This is a genomic window from Streptomyces lothianensis (genome assembly GCF_047779955.1).
Taxonomy (GTDB): Bacteria; Actinomycetota; Actinomycetes; order Streptomycetales; family Streptomycetaceae; genus Streptomyces.
The window spans coordinates 12,826-33,551 of sequence record NZ_JBLMKT010000049.1 but is presented as its reverse complement, the minus strand read 5'-3'; the positions used below and the strand labels follow the sequence as shown (position 1 = coordinate 33,551).

The 20,726-nt window shown below is 67.8% G+C and carries 17 protein-coding genes and 1 pseudogene; 7 read left to right on the top strand and 11 right to left on the bottom strand.

The features are described from left to right. The first annotated feature begins 129 nt into the window (after positions 1 to 129). Positions 130 to 1,665 carry an outer membrane protein assembly factor BamB family protein gene (locus tag ACLF6P_RS17620; protein ID WP_415951364.1) on the top strand — a complete coding sequence of 512 codons (1,536 nt, stop codon included), beginning with the start codon at positions 130 to 132 and terminating at the stop codon, positions 1,663 to 1,665. 60 nt (positions 1,666 to 1,725) lie between these two features. On the opposite strand, the gene ACLF6P_RS17615 is transcribed toward ACLF6P_RS17620, so the two are convergent. The 7 genes from ACLF6P_RS17615 to eccB form a co-directional block, all read right to left on the bottom strand. Next, a complete protein-coding gene (locus tag ACLF6P_RS17615; RefSeq protein ID WP_415951363.1) occupies positions 1,726 to 2,031 on the bottom strand; it encodes a WXG100 family type VII secretion target in 306 nt (101 codons plus the stop codon). A 31-nt stretch (positions 2,032 to 2,062) separates the two neighbouring features. Next, positions 2,063 to 2,404: a WXG100 family type VII secretion target gene (locus ACLF6P_RS17610; RefSeq protein WP_415951362.1), complete on the bottom strand. Its 342-nt coding sequence runs from the start codon at positions 2,402 to 2,404 to the stop codon at positions 2,063 to 2,065. A 54-nt stretch (positions 2,405 to 2,458) separates the two neighbouring features. Next, a complete protein-coding gene (locus tag ACLF6P_RS17605; protein ID WP_415951361.1) occupies positions 2,459 to 3,703 on the bottom strand; it encodes a S8 family serine peptidase in 1,245 nt (414 codons plus the stop codon). A gap of 43 nt (positions 3,704 to 3,746) precedes the next feature. Further along, the gene (locus ACLF6P_RS17600; RefSeq protein WP_415951360.1) at positions 3,747 to 5,504 is read right to left on the bottom strand and encodes a hypothetical protein; all 1,758 of its coding nucleotides are present in this window, start codon (positions 5,502 to 5,504) and stop codon (positions 3,747 to 3,749) included. Further along, positions 5,501 to 5,989 (bottom strand): hypothetical protein, encoded by a 489-nt coding sequence (locus ACLF6P_RS17595; protein WP_415951547.1) that lies wholly within the window; start codon positions 5,987 to 5,989, stop codon positions 5,501 to 5,503. The genes ACLF6P_RS17600 and ACLF6P_RS17595 overlap by 4 nt, the downstream gene beginning before the upstream one ends. A gap of 201 nt (positions 5,990 to 6,190) precedes the next feature. After that, the gene (gene mycP, locus ACLF6P_RS17590) at positions 6,191 to 7,462 is read right to left on the bottom strand and encodes a type VII secretion-associated serine protease mycosin (RefSeq protein ID WP_415951359.1); all 1,272 of its coding nucleotides are present in this window, start codon (positions 7,460 to 7,462) and stop codon (positions 6,191 to 6,193) included. 44 nt (positions 7,463 to 7,506) lie between these two features. Further along, positions 7,507 to 9,027 (bottom strand): type VII secretion protein EccB, encoded by a 1,521-nt coding sequence (gene eccB / locus ACLF6P_RS17585; RefSeq protein WP_415951357.1) that lies wholly within the window; start codon positions 9,025 to 9,027, stop codon positions 7,507 to 7,509. Between the two features lie 175 nt (positions 9,028 to 9,202). Between eccB and eccE the strand changes: the two genes are divergently transcribed. The 6 genes and pseudogenes from eccE (at position 9,203) to ACLF6P_RS17555 (ending at position 13,212) form a co-directional block, all read left to right on the top strand. Continuing rightward, positions 9,203 to 10,567, top strand: coding sequence for a type VII secretion protein EccE (gene eccE / locus ACLF6P_RS17580; RefSeq protein WP_415951356.1), 1,365 nt, complete (start codon positions 9,203 to 9,205; stop codon positions 10,565 to 10,567). 200 nt (positions 10,568 to 10,767) lie between these two features. Continuing rightward, positions 10,768 to 11,418 carry a hypothetical protein gene (locus ACLF6P_RS17575; protein WP_415951546.1) on the top strand — a complete coding sequence of 217 codons (651 nt, stop codon included), beginning with the start codon at positions 10,768 to 10,770 and terminating at the stop codon, positions 11,416 to 11,418. Positions 11,419 to 11,515: 97 nt separating this feature from the next. Next, positions 11,516 to 11,749, top strand: coding sequence for a DUF397 domain-containing protein (locus ACLF6P_RS17570; protein WP_415951355.1), 234 nt, complete (start codon positions 11,516 to 11,518; stop codon positions 11,747 to 11,749). Between the two features lie 50 nt (positions 11,750 to 11,799). Further along, the gene (locus ACLF6P_RS17565) at positions 11,800 to 12,414 is read left to right on the top strand and encodes a YdcF family protein (protein WP_415951545.1); all 615 of its coding nucleotides are present in this window, start codon (positions 11,800 to 11,802) and stop codon (positions 12,412 to 12,414) included. 208 nt (positions 12,415 to 12,622) lie between these two features. After that, positions 12,623 to 13,102 (top strand): annotated as a pseudogene (locus tag ACLF6P_RS17560) (DUF5753 domain-containing protein); the annotation flags it as partial. Between the two features lie 8 nt (positions 13,103 to 13,110). Continuing rightward, on the top strand, positions 13,111 to 13,212 hold the full coding sequence (locus tag ACLF6P_RS17555; protein ID WP_415951354.1) for a DUF397 domain-containing protein: 102 nt from the start codon (positions 13,111 to 13,113) through the stop codon (positions 13,210 to 13,212). 34 nt (positions 13,213 to 13,246) lie between these two features. Here the strand turns inward: ACLF6P_RS17555 and ACLF6P_RS17550 are convergent, their stop codons facing one another. From ACLF6P_RS17550 to eccCa, 4 genes are all read right to left on the bottom strand, one after another. Continuing rightward, positions 13,247 to 13,717 (bottom strand): hypothetical protein, encoded by a 471-nt coding sequence (locus ACLF6P_RS17550; protein WP_415951353.1) that lies wholly within the window; start codon positions 13,715 to 13,717, stop codon positions 13,247 to 13,249. A 110-nt stretch (positions 13,718 to 13,827) separates the two neighbouring features. After that, positions 13,828 to 16,182, bottom strand: a complete 2,355-nt coding sequence (locus tag ACLF6P_RS17545; protein WP_415951351.1) for a DUF6571 family protein — start codon at positions 16,180 to 16,182, stop codon at positions 13,828 to 13,830. Next, positions 16,182 to 16,652, bottom strand: a complete 471-nt coding sequence (locus tag ACLF6P_RS17540; RefSeq protein ID WP_415951350.1) for a hypothetical protein — start codon at positions 16,650 to 16,652, stop codon at positions 16,182 to 16,184. The genes ACLF6P_RS17545 and ACLF6P_RS17540 overlap by 1 nt, the downstream gene beginning before the upstream one ends. Before the next feature lie 31 nt (positions 16,653 to 16,683). Continuing rightward, a complete protein-coding gene (gene eccCa, locus ACLF6P_RS17535; RefSeq protein ID WP_415951349.1) occupies positions 16,684 to 20,649 on the bottom strand; it encodes a type VII secretion protein EccCa in 3,966 nt (1,321 codons plus the stop codon). Positions 20,650 to 20,726 lie beyond the last annotated feature (77 nt).

The window sequence follows — 20,726 nt, the reverse complement described above, 5'->3', positions numbered from 1 at the left end:
CTCGGGAGGCCTCACCCGGCCCTGTTCCCCCACTTCGGGCACGGCATAGTAGGAGCCGATCGATCGTTTGGTCGACATACGCAACGGCCGCACAGGCCAAGCTCTTTCCGGTTCCGAACAGGAAGCTGAATGACCTCCCCGCACGGTCCCCAGACCCCGCCCGCGCCACGGGCCCACGAGCATCCCGTGCCCTCGGCCTATACCCAGTCCCAACTGGCCTCGGAGGCCGCCGGGCGGCGTAGACGCCGTACGGTGCTGTCGGCCGGCCTCGCCCTGGCCCTGGTGGCAGGGCTCGCCGCAACGGCTTGGCTCCTGTGGCCCACCTCGGAAAGTGGGCAGCCCCCGAAGGCGGCCGGGAACCCTGGAGGCCTCTACCGGCCGGCCACGGTGGCGCAGCCGCAAGGCGTCGAGGGCAGTGTGGCGTACCCCATGTACACGCCCGAACTGCCGGATGAGTCGCCCTTGATGGAGCTCCCCGGCGCATGGGCGAAGGGGAAGACCTTCGCCAAGACGACGCCTCGGGGTATCGACGGGTACCAAGGGACGAGTCCCGACCCCGTGTGGCAGATCAAGACCCGCAAGGATATTTGCGGGGCATCCCGCGATCTGACCGCGGACGGCCTCGGGGTGATCCTGTATCGCGACAACGACCCCGGACCCGACTGGAAGCTGGACACTCCTCCCTGCAACAACATCGGTGTTTTCGATATCGACACCGGTAAGCCTGTCTGGGATGCGGAGTTCGACTCGGCTGCCGAGACCGCGAAGAATCTCCGTTACTCCGAAAATCTTCCGGTTGCCGTCAGTGATGGCGTAGTCGCCGTCCCATGGGGCAGGGGATCGATCGCGTACGACATCCACAGCGGCAAGAAGGTCTGGGCGAACTCGGCCACAGACGGATGCAGCGACTGGGCGTACGCGGGCGGGGAAACGATCCTGGCCCTCGTGTACTGCGGCTCGTACGAGAACACGTCGACGTACATCCAGGCCATCGATCCGCACTCGGGGAAGCGGGAGTGGAGTTACGGACTCGCCCGGGACATCAATCTCGCCTGGGTGCTGTCCGTGGACCCCCCTGCTATCGCCGTGTCGGCAGGTGAGGGTGCGGTTGACCCGACCAATGTCATCACGATTGACGGTCAGGGAAACAAGAAGTCATCCATCACCCTGCCGACTGACCGCTATGACCTCGGCTGCGAAGGAATCGGGCTCATGCAGCCGTGCCGCACCGCGCCGGTGATCGACGGCCGCCTCTACCTGCCGACCATGCCCGACGAAGATACGCATGAGAATTCCGTCATCGAATTCGACCTGCCGACGGGTGGCATGAAGCGCAAGTACGATTCGAAGCCGGGCAGGCCGTTCTATCCCCTGCGCCGCAACGGTGACGACCTGATGGTGTACAACGCGGGGATGGGTCCGCTGCGGCTGCACAACATCGGCACTTCCGTGAACTCCATCGAGAGTCTGAACCTCGATACCGCGAAGACAAGCCCCTACATGGTGCTGCCGTACACCAAGGATTCGGAGCTCCTGATCAACGTGGACAGCGACATCCTGATCGAAGGCGGGAGGGTCTACTTCGTCCTGCCGACTGTGTACGCGCCGGAGAAGGACGGCCCGAAGTTCACCTGGTACGGCGTGGCCTTCGAAGCCAAGGGTTAGGAAAAGGAAGCGGGGTGGGCACCTCCCGTGCGCGCCCACCCCATCCGTTACGCCGCTGCTTCAGTTCTGGAAGTAGCTGGCCGCCTTCTTGTCGCCGGCCATGTAGTCACCACCGGCGCGGCCGATGATCCCGCCGAGTTCCTTGAGTGCGTTGTGAATTGCCTGTGCGTCGGCGTCCCAGCGCTTCATCTCGCCATCGAAGGTGTCCTTGGCCGTGCCTTCCCAGCCCGCAGCGACCTCCTTCACTGCCCGCTGGAGCGCTTGCAGGCTCTGCTCGACCTGCTTGGCGGCGCCGCCGACCCCAGTCGTCATTTCGTCGAGCGTCCCATACTTTACGAGCAGCTCGTCAGGGTTGTTGATTGCCATGCTGGAATCCCAATCTCTTGGTCAGGGGTGACTAGGAGTAGGAGTTGAAGGCGGACTTCGTCGCGCCCATCTCCGGGTCGACCTTGCTCAGCTGCGCGTCAAGGTCGATCTCGAGGTTGTCCTTGTCCTTCCGCATCATCTGAGCAGCGTCAAGGTACTTGTTGAGCGTTCCGTTGATGCTGTTGATGCGCAGGTTGATCTCGCGCTGCTTGCCGTCGAACTTCGCCGCAGCGGCACCCATCCACTGGCCCTGCATCGTGTCGAGCATCTGGTGCAGTCTGCGGACCGCCTTGTTGAGGTTGCCGTGCTCGAGGATGATTTCGTGCTCAAGTTCCTTGAGCCGCTTATCGGATAGCTTCCGGCCGCCGGCCATATCCTTCTCCTTCTTCTGTTGCTGCTGATGTCGGAACGTCGTGCTGAGCGCCGGTCATGCGGCGCGCTTTCTCCGGACCACGGCGAATCCAGCTGCCGCAGCGATGACGACTGCCGCGGCACCGCCGATCAGCAAACCGGTCTGATTGCTGTCCTCGGTTTGCTTGCCCAACCCCGCCACCTCGGCCTTGTCGTCGGGCTTTGCCTGCGGATCCTGCGACGAGGACGGTGCAGAAGGGGTGGGGGAGGTCTTGGTGTGGAGGGTCCGCTCGTTGGTCAGCGGGTTGATGTCGGGATCACCCGGCTTGCCGACGCCGTGCGTCAGGTGGGTGTTGGGGCGGATGACCCCGTGCCCGAGATACTCACTGACCGACCCGGCCTTCGTGCCCTTGGCCCGGCCCGCGCTCTCGATCATGACGCGGAGGACCTGGTTGGAGGTCCAGTCGGGGTGGGCGGACCAGATGAGGGCGGCGGAGGCGGAGGCGAGGGCGGTGGCGGCACTGGTTCCGCCGTCGCCGTCGCAGTAGCGTTTGAAGGTGTTGTCGCACCACGTGGGAATGTCGTTGCCCGGGGCGGCGAGGTCGACCACGTCGCCGTGCTGGGAGTAGTCGGCGACCTTTCCGGTTCGGTCGATTGCTGCTACGCCGACGACCTCGGGGTATGCGGCGGGGTACTGCTTCTTGTTGCCCTTCTTGGCGTTGTTTCCCGCTGCGGCGAAGAACAACTTGCCCTTGCTCTGCGCGTACTGGACTGCCTCTCGTTCCCCAACCTGCAGGTAATCGCTACCGAACGACATGCTGATGATCTGGGCGTCGCTGTCAGCGGCAGCTCGAATCGCATCCTGTACATCGAATGCGTTCACCTTGTTCTCGTTCTGCTGCTCCGTGTTGCTCACGCGCATAGGAATGATCTTGGCCTCGGGGGCCAGTCCCTTGAGCCCACCGCCTGCTCCGGTGCCGGCGATCAACTCCGCCATCGTGGTTCCGTGACCGTTGTAGTCGTCGGTCGCTCCGCCGTCCATCTCGGAAGCGTCGAACCCTTTGAGTACTTGTCCCTTGAGTGATGGGGATGACGAGTTGACACCGGTATCGATGACGACGACCTTGATCCCCGTGCCTGTGGAGGTCTTCCACATCTCGTCCGCGCGCATGGCCTCGAGGTACCACTGTCGGGACTGGACGTCCGCTGCTGCCGCAGGCACGGACGTCTCGCCAACGACGAGTGCCGCGGCCATTGCTGTGGCCAGGGCGCCACCCAGCAGCGACCGCCGTGCGAAGTGCCGCTTCGCGCTCAAGGCCATGCCCAAACCGTGCGTCATCCCGACTTCCGAACCTCTCTCGTACCTAGTCGATCACCGGCGGAACGGCACCCCGCCGCCGAGCCGCCCAAGTCTCTTCGTCTTCTGTGAGGTAGTCAGGCCTGTCAGATCCATCCTGCTCGTCCTCGTTGCATCGCCGCTGGCCAGCCCGTCCGCCGGCCAGGCCCGTGCCACCTGCTGTGAATGGTCCGCTTGCAGTCCGGCGCCCTGGAGTGCTGCCGCGAGGCGCACCCACGATTCCGTTCGTTCCGGGAGTGACGCGTCCGGCAGGGCGAGGAGCGCCGTCTGCGTTCGACCCGATGACGCCGGACTGGCCGGGCCGCGCTGGCGTGTTGCGCCCGGCAGCGGGCCCCTCCGCGCCGACGACCGTGCCACGTGGCATTCGCGACGAGGGCGAGCCTGTACCCGCACGTTGCGGCGAACCTCCCATGATGCCGCTCCCGGCACGGCCGACCGGCCCATTCTGCCCTGAGGCTGCTACCGGCCTGGGTGACGGAGTGCCACCGACAATTCCCGGTCGTCCGACAGAGCTTGAGCGCCCAGGGCTGGTCTGCTCTGTCCCGACCGCTGTTGGGCGCCCCGTGATCCCAGGTGAGCGGCCTGTCACCGGGGTGGTCGTACTCGCATTGCCAGGGCGACCGACGGGTCCGGTGCTACGAGGGGGCGTTGCCTTGGACGGCGTCGGGCTGCCCCGCTTCCCCGTCTGGATTTGATGCACAGGTCCGCTTGTGAACGGCGGTACGGGTCCGTTCGTTGGTCCGGGAGAGGGGGCCGTGGTCGGAAGCGTGGGACCGGTAGTTGTGGGCGGCGCTGGAGGCGCCGCAACGCTGTCGATGCCCATCGAGATGTTCCGCGGGGGAGCGGGTGCCGCAGTGCCGCCTGGCGAAGTTGCGCTGCCTGACACTTCGGAGGCACCGGGATCGCTGGATGCCGACAAGGCGGAGGTGGTGCCCCGAGCCGGAACCGACCCCGACGGGGTCCGGTCGCTTGAGGGCCGAGGCACCGCCGCCTTCAACCCCTCCGGAAACCGCGGCTCCTCCTGCCCAGCCAGCATCTCTTCCGACACCGCATAAAACGAAGCCAGCCGGTTCATCTGCGTGATCGCCTCCTGGCGGTCACGCTCCACCTTCACCGCAGCCTGGTACTCCTGGTTGTCCGGAACCTGCGCGATGATCGGGAAGTCCTCGGGCGTCCGCTGGTCCAGGCGGCCGTCGCGCGGCGGCATGGCGCCGCGGACGGAGGCGAGCCCCGTGCTCGCCGTCTTCATCTGCGTGCCGGCCGAGTTCGCGAACGTGCCGACCGACCAGGCGTGCTGGGCCAGCGCGCGGCCGAAGCGGCGGAACTCCTCCGCGCCCTGGCCCTTCCAGTCGACCCTCGTGACGTACTGGTCGAGCTCCTCGGCCGCCTCGTTGAGCTTGTCCTTGGCCTTGAGCAGCGCGTCGCCGGCGTTCTCCAGGTCGTTCGGCTTCGCATGCTGGATCAGGGCCAGCATGTCGTTGAGCCGGTATGCGGGGTTGTCGAAGTCGGTCCGGCCGAAGAGGCCGCCAGGGCTCGGGGCGCCGCCGAACGGCAGGCCGTCCAGGAGCCCCTGCATCCGCCCATACGCGTCGCTCGCGCTGTACACACCACGGATGTCGGACGCTTGCTCGGCCTGCTCCGTCTCGTGCTGCCTGCCGTACTGCTCAGGCGTGAGCTCCTGCTGCGGCCCGGCAGCGGTCGAGCCCCTCGCCTCCGTCGAGCCCTCGGTCCCGGCCGCCGCGTCAGATCGGTTCTCCTCGCTCACTCCGATCCCCCCAAGTCCGTCGAGCCGTACGAATCACCGCTGTTGCGCGGCTGCTCTGCAGGCTGTGAGCCCTCGGCAGCCGAGCCGCTGCCCTGCGAGCCGGCGGCCGTGCGCTCCCGCTCCGCCTCGACTCGCGTCTGGATCTCGTAGAACCGCCGCCGAAGGTCGTCCTCGAGGTTGTCGTAACCCACCTCGGACGCGTGCACCGCGATCTGCAGCATCTCTATCTGGTCGCCCAGCGAACGCGAGAGGTTCACCAGGGAGCTGTGCACGCGGTGGTACTGCTTGAAGAATCCGTCCGCCTCGGCGAACGGCAGATTGGATCCGCTGAACGCGGCACGCGTGACGGTCTGGTCGGCGACCTTCGTACTGCCCGCCGCGCTGTTCTCGAACTCCGTTAGCAGCGCGTCCACCTTGGACCGGAAGCGCTTGAGCGCCCCGACACCCTTCTCCAGATCGGCGGTTCCGGAACCGGCCCCGACCATCTGTGAGGCAACCCCGCCCCCCACAGCTTCCAGCACGCTGCCACTCTCCCCGTTTGCACCGCTGGTAAGTCATTGCGATCGCAGTAACGCGAACTCGCGAACATCACTTATCGCACGATGGCCACTCTATCCACTGCCTACGACAGCTCCAACTGTCTTCCCCGTCACGTAACTTCCCTTTCAGGCCCCGCGATTTCCGTTTCAGCCCCCGCCGGCCGAGCGCGCCGCCCGTCGCCGCGAGTCCCGGTAAGCGACCGCCCCGCCCGCGACCGCGGCCACCAGTACCCCCCCGCCGATGAGGACGTACGTCGCCATGCGCGCGTTGCGTTCGTCAGGGGTCTCGCCGATGGCCAGTTCGGCGGGTTCCGGCGCCTCACCGGCGGCCACACCCTCATGGGTGACGGGCGATGCCAGCGGCCGCTCGTCCTCCGTAAGAGCACGCACGGGGTCGACCACGCCCCAGCCGACGAGCCGGTCGTGCCCGGCGATGGAGCGTTCCGCGGTCTGCTCGATCTGGGCCACGATCTGCCGGGGCGTCCAGTCCTCGTGCTTCTGCTTGATCAGGGCCGCGACCGCCGTCACGTACGGGGCGGAGAAACTCGTACCGTTGTCCGCGCAGTGCCCGCCGCCGGGGACGGTGGAGACCATGTCGACGCCCGGTGCCGCGACGCCCACGAACTCGCCGGACTGGGAGAAGGCCGCACGCTCGTTGTTGCGGTCGGAGGAGGCCACCGCGAGCACGCCGGGGAAGGCGGCCGGGTAGGTCTGCTTGACGTTGCCGTCGAGCCCGTCGTTGCCCGCCGAGGCCACCACGACCACTTCCTCGGCGATTGCGTGGTCGATGGCGCGTTTCAGGACGGAGTCCCCGGCGATGGGATTCACCGTGTCCTGAGAGATGTTGAGAATGTCGGCATCGGCCTCGTCCACCGCGTAGCGGATGGCGTCCGCGAGCGTCTTCGCGTTGCCGTTGCCGTATGCGTCGTTGTGCTGGATCGGGATGATCGTGGCCTCCGGCGCCAGCCCGACGAAGCCCGTGCCCTTCGCCGGGCGCGCGGCGATGATCCCGGCCACCTTGGTGCCGTGCCCGACGACATCGGAAGTGCCGTTCTTGTTGCCTTGCTTGAGCTCTCGGCCCTGGTCGTCCTTCGCGTCCTTCGGGATGAAGTTCCTGCCCGCGCGCACATCCACGGCCGGTTTGAGCTGCTTGTTCTTGACGTCGACACCCGTGTCGATCACCGCGACCCGTACGCCCTTGCCGGTCGCCTGCTCCCACAACTCGTCGAGCAGTACGCGCTGCAGAGCCCACGGCCGGCCCTCGTAGGGCTTGCTGGGGAACGTGCACTGACCCGTCGTATCGGACGGTGGAGCTTCGGTGACCGTCGCGCCCGCCGGAGCGGCCGTCGTCAGCGGAAGGCCGATGCACGCGAGGGCGGCCGAGGCCGTGCAGGCCGCCATGCGCCTGATGCCGGTCATACGCCTGATGCTGGACGTCATGCTGTACGTCACCGGGCGCCCCTCTACGAGCCCTGCGGCTGCCGCGCCGCACCCGTGGACAGCCGCGGTCCGGTCGGCAGGAACGTCGACCACTCGGCGGGTACGGGGACGGGGTCGACGCTCTTGTAACCGAGCCGCTCCTGCGCCGCCGCGGCCTCCCGCTGCGCGGCCTCGCGCTCCTCTGCCGAGCCGGACTCGCCGATCCCGGCGTCATCCGTGGACGTATCGCCATTGGACTGCATGGCATAGCGCAGTCCGGTGTCCGTGACGAGGAACAGGAAGCCCGACTTCGTCTCCGACCCCTTGATCTGGCGGAACAGCAGGCCGGAGCCGGGCGTCACATACGCGCTGCTGCCGCCGTTGGCCAGTGCCTTCGGATAGGACTTGCCGGCCCATGTGCTGAGACTGGTACGCCCGCTGTCCTTGTCGACCCCGCGCAGCACACTGCAGACCGTGTTGCGGCTGCCGGACGAAGTGGCCGGATCGTTGACGACGCCCGGATCGGCCTGCGGCCACTTCAGGTCGTCACCGAAGGCTGCGCCCGGGTTGGGGATCGCGGCGGCGCTGACCTCCTCGGCATTGCCGCGCTGCCCCACGTCCGCGAGCTGTTCGCTGTTGAGCAGCAGCTTCGCCGTGAAGTCGGAGACCGGGGCGATCCGGTCGCCGAGCACCAGGTACTTCTGCTCCCTGTCACCGTCGGCGGCCTGCAGGATCGTGCCGACCTTGTAGTCGTCGGTCGCCTCGGAGGCGCCGCCCACGGTGCCCGGCACGCGCGGGAACTCGATCGGATCACCCTTGTGCAGGGTCGCCAGCCAGTCGGCGGAGACCTTCTGCGGCACCCGGCCGTGGCCCACGACCTGGCGCAGCAGCAGCTCGTCGTCCTTCTGCAGCTCGTAGGCGCGGCCCGCCGCGTCGACCACGTAACGGATCTTCTCGGGTGCGGGGCCCTCCACGTACAGGAGTTGACCCCCGCGAAGCCGCTCACGTCCCTCGGTCTCCCGCGCCTCGCGCTCGGCGAAGACGAAGGTGGCCTTCTGCGTGCGCCCGCCCTGGCCGGGCCGTTCGCACACCGCCCAGCGCTTGACGGCGCCCGCGTCCTTCGGATCGGGGAGACGGTCGGGGGCGTACGGGATGCCGATGGTCGGGCCGTGGTGCAGCGCACTCTTGTCGAGCAGGTCCTCCTTGACCGTGATGACCTTGCCGTTGTCGGAGTTCAGGAGAAGCTTGGCGGAGGCCATGTTGAGGACGGGATGCAACTGGACCTTGCTGCCGGTCTTCAGAACCACATAGCGCGTCGTCGACTTGTCGGCGACGATCACATGCTCGCCGGGCGTATCCCACCCCTTGGGGGCCACCGGCTTGAACATGCCCCACGCGCCGAACACCGCGAGGACCACGACGGCGACGATCGCCCCCGGCATCACCGCACGCAGCGGCTTCGGCGCGCCTTCCTCGGTGCCTGACGGGTTGGGCTGCAGGAACTGCGCCACAAGTCTCCGCTTCGCGAAGGTGTAGGCGTTGAGTTCGTCCCGCCGTGATGCCATGTGCGCTGTGCCCCTCTCCCCGTTCCCCGTAGGACGACCAGAGTCCCACACGCGACCCAGGAGCCTACTGTCGTACCGGACGGCTGGTCCGTGCCGCGGCTCGGGTAGGGTGAGCGCCCGTCCCAACAGGCAAGCGAACCGCGGCAGATACGGACACAAAGGGGGCATGGCGGCGATGACCACTGCGACGCGCGACCGCACCGGGCGCGGCACCGCGGGCGGCCCCGCCGGTTCCCGTGGGCGCACTGCCGGTTCCCGTAGGCAACGGAGCAATCCCGCACCCGCGCGCCCGGCCGCCCAAGCGGCCCCCGCGGCGAAGACCCAGCTGCGTCCGCGTTCCCGCTCGGGCCGGCTCGGCCCCCTCCAGCTGCGCCAGTTGGTCCTTGTCGAAGCGGCGCTCGCGATCGCCGCGGTCGGCGCCGTCCTCGGCGGACTCCGGCTGGTCGTAGCGGCGGTGGTCGCCGCCGTTCTCGTTCTCCTCGCGGTGATACGCCGGCGGGGGCACGCCATCCCGGACTGGACCTCCACCGTTGCCGCCTTCCGCGCACGGCGCCGCCACGCCGCCGAACCGGCCGGCGCGGACGTGGACCCGCAACTCGCCCCCGTCGTCGAATGCGTACCGGGCCTCGCCCCGCAGACGTACGTCGACCGCGAACGGCGCACGGTCGGCATGCTCGGCGACGGCACGTTCCTCACGGCGGTGGTACGGGTGGAGGCGGGCGGCGAAGCCCTGCGCCCCGCTTTCGGGGCCCGCACCCTGCCGCTGCCGCTGCTGGCCGACGCCCTCGAAGTCGACGACATCGTCCTGGAATCCGCCCAGCTGGTGCAGCAGGTCCGCTCGGCCCCGGCCCCGCACCTGCCCCAGCAGTCCGTGGCCCGCCTCTCCTACGCGCCGCTGCAGCAGCAGACCGGGGCGCCGGCCCTCCGGATGACCTGGGTGGCCCTCAAACTCGACCCGGAACTGTGTGCACAGGCCGTGGCCGCGCGCGGAGGCGGCATGGCAGGCGCCCAGCGCTGCCTCGTACGCGCCGCCGACCACATCGCGAGCCGCATCACCGGCGCGGGCTTCACCGCCACGGTCCTCGACCAGGACGAACTCAACGCCACACTCGCCACCTCCGCCTGCGCCAACCCGATGCTCGCCGCCCGCGCCACCCGCCCCGACGCGGCACCGCAGCGGCGCACCGCCGAGACGGCGCGCGTCTGGCGCTGCGACGACCGCTGGCACACCACGTACGCGATCGGCCGCTGGCCCGAACTCGGCCCCGCAGCCACACCGCTGCCGGGACTCGTCTCGCTCCTGACCTCGATCCCGGCGTACGCGACGACCTTCAGTCTGACGGTCCGGCGCGGGGACCACCGCAGGGCCATGACGGTGAACGGGCACCTGCGCATCACCGGCGGCTCGGACAACGACCTGGTGAACGTGCGGCGCTCGCTCGAGGCGGCGGCGCGCTCGGCCAGGATCGGTCTGGTCCGCCTCGACCGCGAACAAGTCCCCGGCGTACTCGCCACACTGCCGCTGGGAGGGACCCGATGACGTCGCCCCTGACGACGCCGACACCCGCGCCGACACCCGCGCCGACACCCGCGACGGTGCTCGGGGGGACACCTGCGACGGCGCCCGGAGGCCGGAACGGGGTGCCGGGCGGCGCGAACGGGACGACGGGCGGCCCGAGCGGCGTCCGCCGGCGGCGCGGGTTCCTCGGCCTGCGCGGCCCCCGCCACCCCGGCCACACGATGCCGCTCGACGACCTCGGCGCCCTCACCCTCCCCGTCGGCGACGACGGCGTGGTGATCGGCGACGACGCCGAAGGCCGCCCCCAGATGATCGGCTTCCACCGCCCCGTCCCGTACGAGGTGCTCCTCATCGGCGGCCTCTGGACCGCCCAGGTCCTGGCCCTGCGCGCGGCGGGCACGGGCGCTCGCGTAGCCGTCGAAACCGGCCGCGCCCAGGCCTGGACGACACTCGCCCAGGCCGCCGGAGCGGGCCTCGAATGCATCACGCTGCACGGCGTCGGCCGGGTGCCGCCCATGGGCGCAACCGTCGGCAGTCCGGTCGTCGTCGTCCGCGACTGCGGCATGCGGCCCCCGCGCGGCCGTGTCGTCGCCTCACCCTGGCAGTCCGTCCTGACCCTCCTGCCCTACATGAGCCCGGTCGCGCCGCGCCTGATGCGCAACTCGGCCCTCGTGGGCGTCCAGCGCGTCTCGCCCGGCGAGGCGGAACAGATCGGGAAGATACTGGGCCTCGGCGCCGCCGAGATCGAAGCCCTGCCCACCCTGGCGGACGGCGTGACCCTGTGGACCGCAGGCGCGGACCGCCAGTGGGTCATGACGACGGGCACGGACGCGGAAACCGGCCTGCTCGGCGTGGCCCGCCGAATCGACTGAACTTTTCCGCAACGGCTCATACGGCCGTGATGCCCGGGGCAGCATGACCCTTGGCACCAGCACGCCACCTGAACACTCACCCGAAGGGGAGACGGGCATGGGAACCCAACAGGAGAAGGACGAACTCTACGCACTCGACATCTCGAACGTGGAGTGGCTCTCCCCTCCGGGCACGGAGGACGCGGAAGAGCGTGTCGAAATCGCCTACCTGCCGGGCGGAGCCGTCGCGATGCGCTCCTCCCTCGATCCCGACACGGTCCTCCGCTATACGGAGGCGGAATGGCGAGCATTCGTCCTGGGCGCCCGGGACGGGGAGTTCGACCTGACGTAGCCAGCCGTACGCGACCTGACGTGACCCGACGCGAGATGTGGTGTCGCCGCATGCGACGAAGGACAGTACTGGCGATCGCCGGGGCTGCTGCAGGGCTGGCCTGGGGCGAATGGCTGAACCGGCGCTGGTCCCGAACGCTCGTGGGGAGGCAGGAGGGCGTCTCCACGGCCGTGGTGGTGCTGGGCTTCCGGAATCCCCAGCCGACGGCGAACATGATCAACCGATGGCGAGTCCGTGCTGGAATCCGCTCCATCACAGCGGACGGTGCGCAAGGGACCCGGGTGATCTTCAGTGGCGGCGCGCCCGGTGGCGGCGTCACGGAGGCCCAACTGATGGCCGACTACGCGAAGTCGGTGCTCGGCTTCGACGGCACGGTACTCCTCGAAGACCGAAGCGCGACGACGTGGGAGAACATTACGAACGTGATCCCACTCCTTGAGGACGTGGACCGCATCAAGATCGCCTCCCAGCCGGCTCATGCGCTCAAGGCACGTGCGTACCTGCGTCGGCAGCGCCCCGATCTTGCAGAGAAGCTGGTGGGCGCGGATGACTGTCGGCTCGGTGAGTGGATTGCTGTGAAACCGCTGCTGGCCGTGTACGGACTTCGGACACTCAGAGTCCTCAAGGCCGAGGAGCGAAGGATCTCGCGCGGCGCGCGCTCCTGATCCAGTGATCAGCCTGGCTCATCCTGGTGGAGGCGTGCGACTGCGGGAGTTGGCCTCGGCAAGGCGGGCCCGCAGAGGGGCCCGCGCATCCATCGCTCGTACGAGATCGGGGTCGGCGTCCCATTCCCGACCGCCGCCGAGGGGACGCAGCTGCGGCCGCAGCCAGGAGCCGCGAGGCCGCTTCGCCGAGGAACTGCGCGCGCGGCGCATGGCGCGCGGCGAGAGCCTGCGGCGACAGCTGGGCGAACGGCTGGGCTGGGACTGGTCGTTGCTCGGGAAAATGGAGAAGGGGGAGACGCTGGACGCTGCAGGCTGAGGGGGTCAGCTTGTGGCACTTCGCTGTGAGTGTGCTGCCCGGGCTGTTGCAGACGCCGGGGTATGCGCGCGAGTTGCTGTCAGTGGGCGGGTTACGGGAGCCCGAGTTCACTCAGCAGGTGGAAGCTCGGACGGGACGACGAGAGCTTCTGGACGGGAAGGACGCGCCACCGTTCCGGGTGATCCTCTCGGAGGAGGTGCCGCGCATCCCCATGCAGGATGCGGATGGTCGGCGTGAGCAGTTGGTGTACCTGCTGGACATGTCCGAGCGGCAGAACGTGACTCTGCACGCTCTGCCGCACAGGAGCGGATGCACAACCTGGTCAGCACCGCCGTGAAGTTTCTACGGCTCTACGACGGGCGTACCGTGGCCTGCTTCCCGTGCGCGACAGTAAATTCCCAGATGGGTCTGTGCTCTTCTTCCAAGTTGCCGACTGGACGTCATTCCTGACAGCCCTCAAGGACGGGCGGTTGGGCGCATGATCTCGATCTGATCCCGAGACGCGTGCGTCGGCCGTCAGCGCGGCGTGCACGAGAGTTCTGTAGACGCGTACTCCGTGAAATCTTCGATTTGCTTCTCCAGGGTGACCCGCGCTTCATCTGCCTTGGGGATCGCCCAGGCTGTGATGTCCAATTCAAGGTACCGTGCATTTTCTGGTGCCTCGGAGCCGCAAGTCACGTAAGATGCGGCTCCCGCGAGCAAGCCATCTCCTTTTCCCCAGATGATGGCTTTGGTGCCGACCCGCAACTCGTCTGGGTCATTTTTGGACCAGGTGCTCCAGTCGATTGTTTCCGCGGACCTATGTCGACTGACTGAGGCCAGGAATTTATTGTTTCCATCGACATACAGCACGCAGGTGGAAGAACGAACGGTGGAGCCGTGCATGTCGAATTCCAGGTCTTCGTCCAGGGTGACCTTTCCACCGCTTGGCAGCAGGCTCGTGACGTCTGAACGTTTGAAGACTCCCCAGCAGACAGTCTCTGGCATTCCTTGCAGTGTCTCCTTGCCCTGGGATTCGCTCGTGCATCCGACGAGTCCGACCGATACTGCAACCAGAGCAGTAACGGCGGCAGCTCGAAATTTGGCCATTCCTGCTTTCATCCCTTCGGGGAGGCGCTGGCAACGTGATCGCGCCCGGTTGAGTGTGCCAGTCCGGTTTCGCGTGATGCTGTGCCGGCATACGTGGTGACCAAATTCGGATCGACGTCTGTTCCTCTGGCGCCTGTCTCGACAGCGGCTGCCGCAGACACCTTGGCGGATGTCTCTGCCCTGCTGTATTCCGTGGCAGCTTCCCTGCGGGACTCGCTGGAAGAATCTTTCTCGCCGTGTTTGAGTACGCTTTCCGTCACGTCCTCCTGCACCCAGCCCAGTACGTCGCCAGCGAAAGGGACGAGCTCGACGTATTTTCCACCCGCAGCAGAAATCGTTCGATTGACCCACTTGGCTTGATCTGCCGCAGCCTCGTTGAACTCGCCATCCTCATGGCGATGAGTGTCGTGAACCGCCTGGGCCCGCGCTTCGGTCATCATTCCTGCGATTTCGCCGCCAGGGTGCACAGTATTCGCGATCGCTTCTCCCATGTCCGGGTAATGGTCCTTGTTCTGGAACACGTCGTGGACAAGCGCGGTGGTGTACGCCTGTTGGGCATTGGTGATTGCGCCGTAAGCCTGTGGATCCTGTGCGACGACTCCCAGGAACCCGGCCATCTGCCCCTTGTCGAATTCGGCCATGTGACCGAACGGTTTGATCTGGCCCGCACCGTTCTCCGCGGCCGCTTGCAGGTTGGGCATGTACTCGGCTGCCATGTTGCCGAAGTTCTCGGACAGCGGACCCAACCGCCCCGGGCCGAAGTCCTCACCTTCGTTCGAAACGACCAGTTCGGGGTTGTCGCCGATTTTAGCGACCACGCGCTCCATGATGTCGGACATCTTTTCGGAATGTTTGACGGGTGGTGCATCGGCATCCCCAGGTACGCGTTGGGTGACCGCGGCTTCCAGAGCGTTTCCGATGGCGGACTGTCCCGGCCTGTTCTCGATGCTGTCGTGCAGCTTCCAGTCGTAGGAATCCGCATTTTGATCGCGGTCCAGGAAATAGTCGACCATCCCCTGGGGCTTGCCGTGATCGCCCTCGACCGCCTTGTCGGCGGCGGTGACGATGCCATCTCCGTCGCTGTCCTCGCGGATTCCTTCGTGGAAGAGTTCCGTAGCAGCCTCGGGGTTGTTGCCGAGGGCGGTCATCAGCCCCGTGATGGGGTTGAACCCGCGCCCACCGTCCTTGTCGAGATTGAACGCGATATTCGGGTCGACAGGGGTTCCGGCTTCCCAGATCCCAGGATCCTTCTTGTCCATGGCGATCATGTCCCGGCCGACTGCCGTGAGGAAATCCTTGTCGTACTCGCCATCGCGGATGAGCGCGCCCAGTGCCTGGTATCCGTACGCCTTCGTGTCGAACCCCGAGACCATCGACACGTCAATCTCTTCGCGTCCGGCCTTCATCAGCTGAGTTGTCCAGTTATCCCCGAGGTAGTGTTGGTTCGGGACCTTTCCGGTGCCGACGCTTGTCTTCACGTCGAAGTGGCTGGATGTGGCAAGGCCGAGCATCGTGCCCATGTCGTTCTGGATGTTGTGGACGAGCTTTGTGCGGCTTGCGGCCTCCGGGCCCATGAGCCCGGTGGAGTCCAGCGACATCTTCGTATAGAACTCGAGCGAACCTTCGGGGCCGAGCTTGTCGTAGAAGCGGGCTGAGAAGCCGGGGTCCTCGGAGTTGATGTCGATGAGATGCTCGAGCTTCTTGAGCGCCTCGTAGTTGCGGGCGGTGCCGCCTTCGCCGGTGACTTCCTTTGCCAGCTTCGCCGCATAGTCGGCTTCCGCCTTGCGCATGTCCGCGACCGCCGCATCGCGGTCCTTGTACGAGGCGCTGGAGAAGCCCTTCTCCGTCATGTCGGCGATTTCGCGCAGTACGCGGGCAGCCGTGGTGTCGCTCTCCGTCGCGGCGTCGAGAATGACCTGCACCTCGTCACGCAGGGCGATGGCGTCCTGCGGGGAGTGCTCGGGTACGTCGGTGCCCTTCGCCGCGCGGTCGGGGTGGACGTTCATCGTGACCGTGAAGCCGCCGCTGGTGTTCGTGACGGTGAGGTTCTTCTTGAGACCGCGCTCCAGGGCCTGCTTCAGATCTTCGCGATGCCTGATGAGCTCGTCGCGTGTGTCGCGCAGGATGTTGCGAATCGTGGTCGCCTGCGTGTGGGCGTCCGCGAATTCACGGGCGGTCTCTTTGATGAACTCGCGCGAAACCGTTGCGTTCACGCCGGTCCAGTTCGCCTTGTCGGCCCGCCCCTTGAGGCCTCTGTCTGCCTGTTCCTCAAGGGTCTTCAGACTCTTGATCATTCCGGTCCAGTCATCGACCGCATTCCCCAGCGCGGAGAAGTTCCCGAAGCGGAGCGTCTCGAAGTCCATCAGCTCTGACCCTTGCCTTCGAACTTCCTGTCCTCCTCGCCAAAGCCTTTGTCCAAGGTGGAGATGGAGCTGACCGTGCTTGCGATGTAGTGCTCATCGCCCTGATGGGCCTTCTTGGTGAAGTCCATATGGTTCGAGATGTGCGCGCAGGCGTCAAGGAGCGACTGGAGCTGCTTCTCCCAGCGCTCCTGCACCCGGTCGAGCCCGCTGCCGACCTCAAAGCCCTGGGTGGTGAGATCCTTGGCGGCCGCTTGGCTGCTGGACCACGCGTCGCGGCCGTGGTCGCCGAGGCCTTCGAAGAGTTTGAAGGCCTCGTCGCCGATCTTCGCAAGATCCTGTTGGTTCACGGTCAGGTCGCCCTGCGGGCCTGACGACGCCAGGTCCGAGTCGGGGTCCCTGTTCAGCTGCATCCGCGTTGCCGACCGCTCTGCAGCCGCAGCCTTCAACTGCTCCCACTCGTCCCAAGCCATCAGGCCCCCTCCCTGACCTCGCGTACGAAGCTCACTCGGCCATCAACCCCGTCTGCACCAACGGATTCCCCCGCCGCCGGGACACGAAGATCCCCCGTCCCGCCGGCATCGGACGCGGTCGGACGCCGCCGAAGATGTCGCCCTCGTTCGGGTCGCCGGAGAGGACGACTCCCTGGGCGCCGAGTTCCATCATGCGCTGCATGAACGGTTCGTACGACGCCCGTGAGGCCCCCGCCGTACTGCGGGCGATGATGAAGCGGATGCCCACGTCGCGGGCGAACGGGAGTTGTTCCGTGAGCTTGGCCAGCGGGTTGCCGGAGGAGGTGGAGACGAGGTCGTAGTCGTCGACGACGACGAAGATCTCGGGGCCCGACCACCAGCTGCGGTCACGCAACTGCTGCGCTGTCACCTCGGACGAGGGGGCGCGGCGCTCCATCAGGCCCGCGAGCGCGTCCACGTGGTGGTCCATCGAGTTGGACATCGGGACGTATTCCGCGAGATGGCTCGCGGGGGTGACGTCCAGCAGTGCGCGGCGGTTGTCGATGACGAAGAACTTCGCGACGCTTCCGTCGTGGCGTTCGGTGATCTGCTTGATGAGGAGCCGCAGCAGATTCGACTTGCCGGATTCGCTCTCGCCGAAGACCAGGAAGAACGGGTCGCGGTCGAAGTCGACGTGGACGGGTTCGAGGTTGTTCTCGTCGAGGGCGAAGGCCAGGCCCAGGTCGGGGCGGTCGGCGCCGCTCGGCAGCGAGGACGCCGGGAGAGCGCGGGGGAGCAGGCGGACGGCCGGGGCGCCCGGCGCGGTCCAGTGCCGGGCCGTCTCCTGGTTCATCGCGGTGGTCGCCTCGGACAGGTCGCTGTCCGAGTTGATGCCGTCGATGCGCGGTACGGCCGCCATGAAGTGCAGCTTCTCGGGGGTCATGCCCCGGCCGGGCACCCCGGAGGGCACGTTCGCCGCGACCTTGCGGTCGAGTTCGGAGTCCATGGTGTCGCCGAGCCGTAGCTCGAGGCGGTTCATCAGGTGGTCCTTGAGGTTGGAGCGGACCTCCATGGAGCGCGACGCGGTGAGGATCACGTGGATGCCGTAGCCGAGGCCGCGGGCCGCGATCTCCAGGACGACCGGGTCGAGGTTCTCGTATTCCGTACGGAAGTTGCCCCAGCCGTCGATGACCAGGAAGACGTCGCCCCACGGCTGGTCGGTCAAGGAGATGTCGCCGCGGGCCCGCATGCGGCGGAAGGTCGCGATGGAGTCGATTCCGGCGGTACGGAAGTACTCCTCGCGGCGGGCGAGGATGCCGTAGACCTCGGCGACCGTGCGCCGCACCCGCTCGGGGTCGAGGCGTGAGGCCACGCCGCCGACATGGGGCAGTCCGGCGACGGAGGACATGCCGCCACCGCCGAAGTCGAGGCCGTAGAACTGCACTTCATGCGGCGTGTGGGTGAGAGCGAAGGCCGAGACGAGGGTGCGCAGGAAGGTCGACTTGCCGGACTGCGGGCCGCCGACGATCTGCATGTGGCCGGCCGCGCCGGAGAAGTCCCGGTAGAGGGTGTCGCGGCGCTGTTCGAAGGGTTTGTCGACGACGCCGAGCGGGACGACGAGCCTTCCCGCGCCCTCGTAGCCGGGAACGGTGAGCCCGCGGCCCTCCACGGAGGTGAGCCCCGGAAGGAGTTCGTCGAGGGACGGCGGGTTGTCGAGCGGCGGCAGCCACACCTGGTGCGCGGCCACGCCCCGCCCTTCGAGGCGCCGCACGATCACATCGAGCACGGTGTCGGCGAGCGCGTCGTCCTCCGGCGTCGTCCGCGCATCGGGCACGTGCGTCGCCGGATCAGGCGCCCGGTACTGCACCGGCACATGCGCCGCTGTGAACGCGACGGGCCGCCGGTCCACCGGCAGCGGCCCGCCCGCGACCGCCTGCTGCGTACCGGTGCGGTACGTTCCGGAGACGTACGCCGCCTTGAAGCGCACCATTTCGTCCGTGCCGTACTTGAGATAGCCGGAGCCGGGCACGTTCGGGAGCGTGTACGCGTCGGGCACGCCGATCGCCGCCCGCGACTCGGCGGCAGAGAAGGTCCGCAGGCCCACGCGGTACGAGAGGTAGGTCTCCAGGCCGCGCAGCCGGCCCTCCTCCAGGCGCTGCGAGGCGAGCAGCAGATGCACGCCCAGCGAACGCCCGATGCGTCCGATCTGGACGAACATCTCGATGAAATCGGGCTTCGCCGTCAGCAGCTCGCTGAACTCGTCGATCACCAGGACGAGTGAAGGGATCGGCTGCAGCGGCGCACCGGCAGCGCGCGCCTTCTCGTAGTCGTGGATGTTCGCGTAGTTGCCGGCATCGCGGAGCATCTCCTGGCGCCGGTTGAGCTCGCCGCGGATCGAGTCGCCCATCCGGTCGACGAGGGTCAGGTCGTCGGCGAGGTTGGTGATCACGGCCGCCACGTGCGGCATCTGGGACATGCCGGCGAAGGTCGCGCCGCCCTTGAAGTCCGCGAGGACGAAGTTCAGGGTCTCGGAGGAGTGGGTGACCGCGAGGCCGAGTACGAGCGTACGCAGCAGCTCGGACTTACCGGAACCGGTGGCGCCGACACACAGTCCGTGCGGGCCCATGCCCTCCTGCGCGGCCTCCTTGAGGTCGAGCATGACGGGCGCACCGTCCTCGCCCACACCGATCGGCACCCGCATCCGCTCGGCCTGCGCCCGCGGCCGCCAGGTGCGCGTGACGTCGACCGAGGCCGCGTCGCCGAGGTTCAGCAGGTCGGTGAACTCCAGGTTGGCGAGCAGCGGTTCGTCCTCGTCGCCGCCCGCCGCCACCCGCAGCGGGGCCAGCTGGCGCGCGAGCGCCTCGGCCGCCTCGTACGAGAGAGTGTCGGGCCTTCCCTCGTACACGAGGCCCTGGCCGGATTCGAGCTGCAGCTGCTCGCGGTCCACGGTGACGGACAGGCCGCCGCGCGCGCCCTGGTTCTCGCCGGGCACGACCTCGATGACCGTGACGCCCTGCAGACCCTCGGGTGAGGACAGCGGGGAGAGCGGCGGCAGGCCCTCGCCGTCGAGGACGACGACGATGTGCGGCTGGTCGAGGAGCGGGGCGCCGCCCGCCTGGAAGCGGGGGCGGCCGTCGAGCCTGCCCGCGAGCAGTTCCTCCAGCTCGGCGGCGTCCGTGGTGATCATGCGGCGGCTGCCCGCGCCGTCCGGCGCGCCGCCGGCCTGCACGTGCGGCAGCCACTTCGTCCACTCCCACTGCGCGGCCGCCTCCCGGCGCGCGGCGATGGCGATCAGCAGGTCGTCGGGGGAGTGCAGCGAGGCGAGCGAGCCGAGCATCGCGCGTACGGAGCCGCGTACCGCGTCGGCCTCGCCGCTGACCGTCACGTGGTAGAAGGCCCGCAGCGAAACGGCCATCGGCAGCTCGTCCAGCGTGCTGTGCGTGTGCAGGAACTGCTGCATCGCGCCCGCCGCCAGCGGTTCCAGCTGGTCCACGGGGGCCGTCTCCGGTGCGACCAGCTGGGTGGCGAGCTGCTGGGCGCCGAGCCCGATCCGTACCTGGGCGAAGTCGCCGTCGCCGACGCGCCGTTCCCAGACCCGGCTGCCCTCGGCGACGAGCGCCCACAGCTGCTCGGGGGCGGGGTGCAGATAGAACTGCGCATCGCGCTGCAACCGGGCCGTGCGCTGCACGCTGCGCCGGGTCTGCGCGAGATAGCGGAGGTAGTCGCGGCGGATGTCGGCGAGTTGTCCCTGGGTGCCGCGGCGGTAGCGGACCAGCATCGCGACCGCCATGGCGATCGTGGACGCGATCATCACCATGCCCATGATCCGCATGATCGGATTCGGCGTCATGAAGAAGAAGACGACGGATCCGCCCATGCCGAGCATCGGCAGGAGCTGCATCAGCGCGCCCTCCTGCTGACCGCGCGGCAGCTCCGGCGGGGGCTGCAACTGCAGTGGTTCACCGGGTACTTCGGCGGGCAGAGCGCGCGGCGGACGCTTGACGACGATCTGGCTCACGGCACACCCATTCCCTTGCCGGACGGAAATGTTCCTATCGGCGCCCCCGTGGCGGCAAGGCCCGTCCGCGAGGGGTG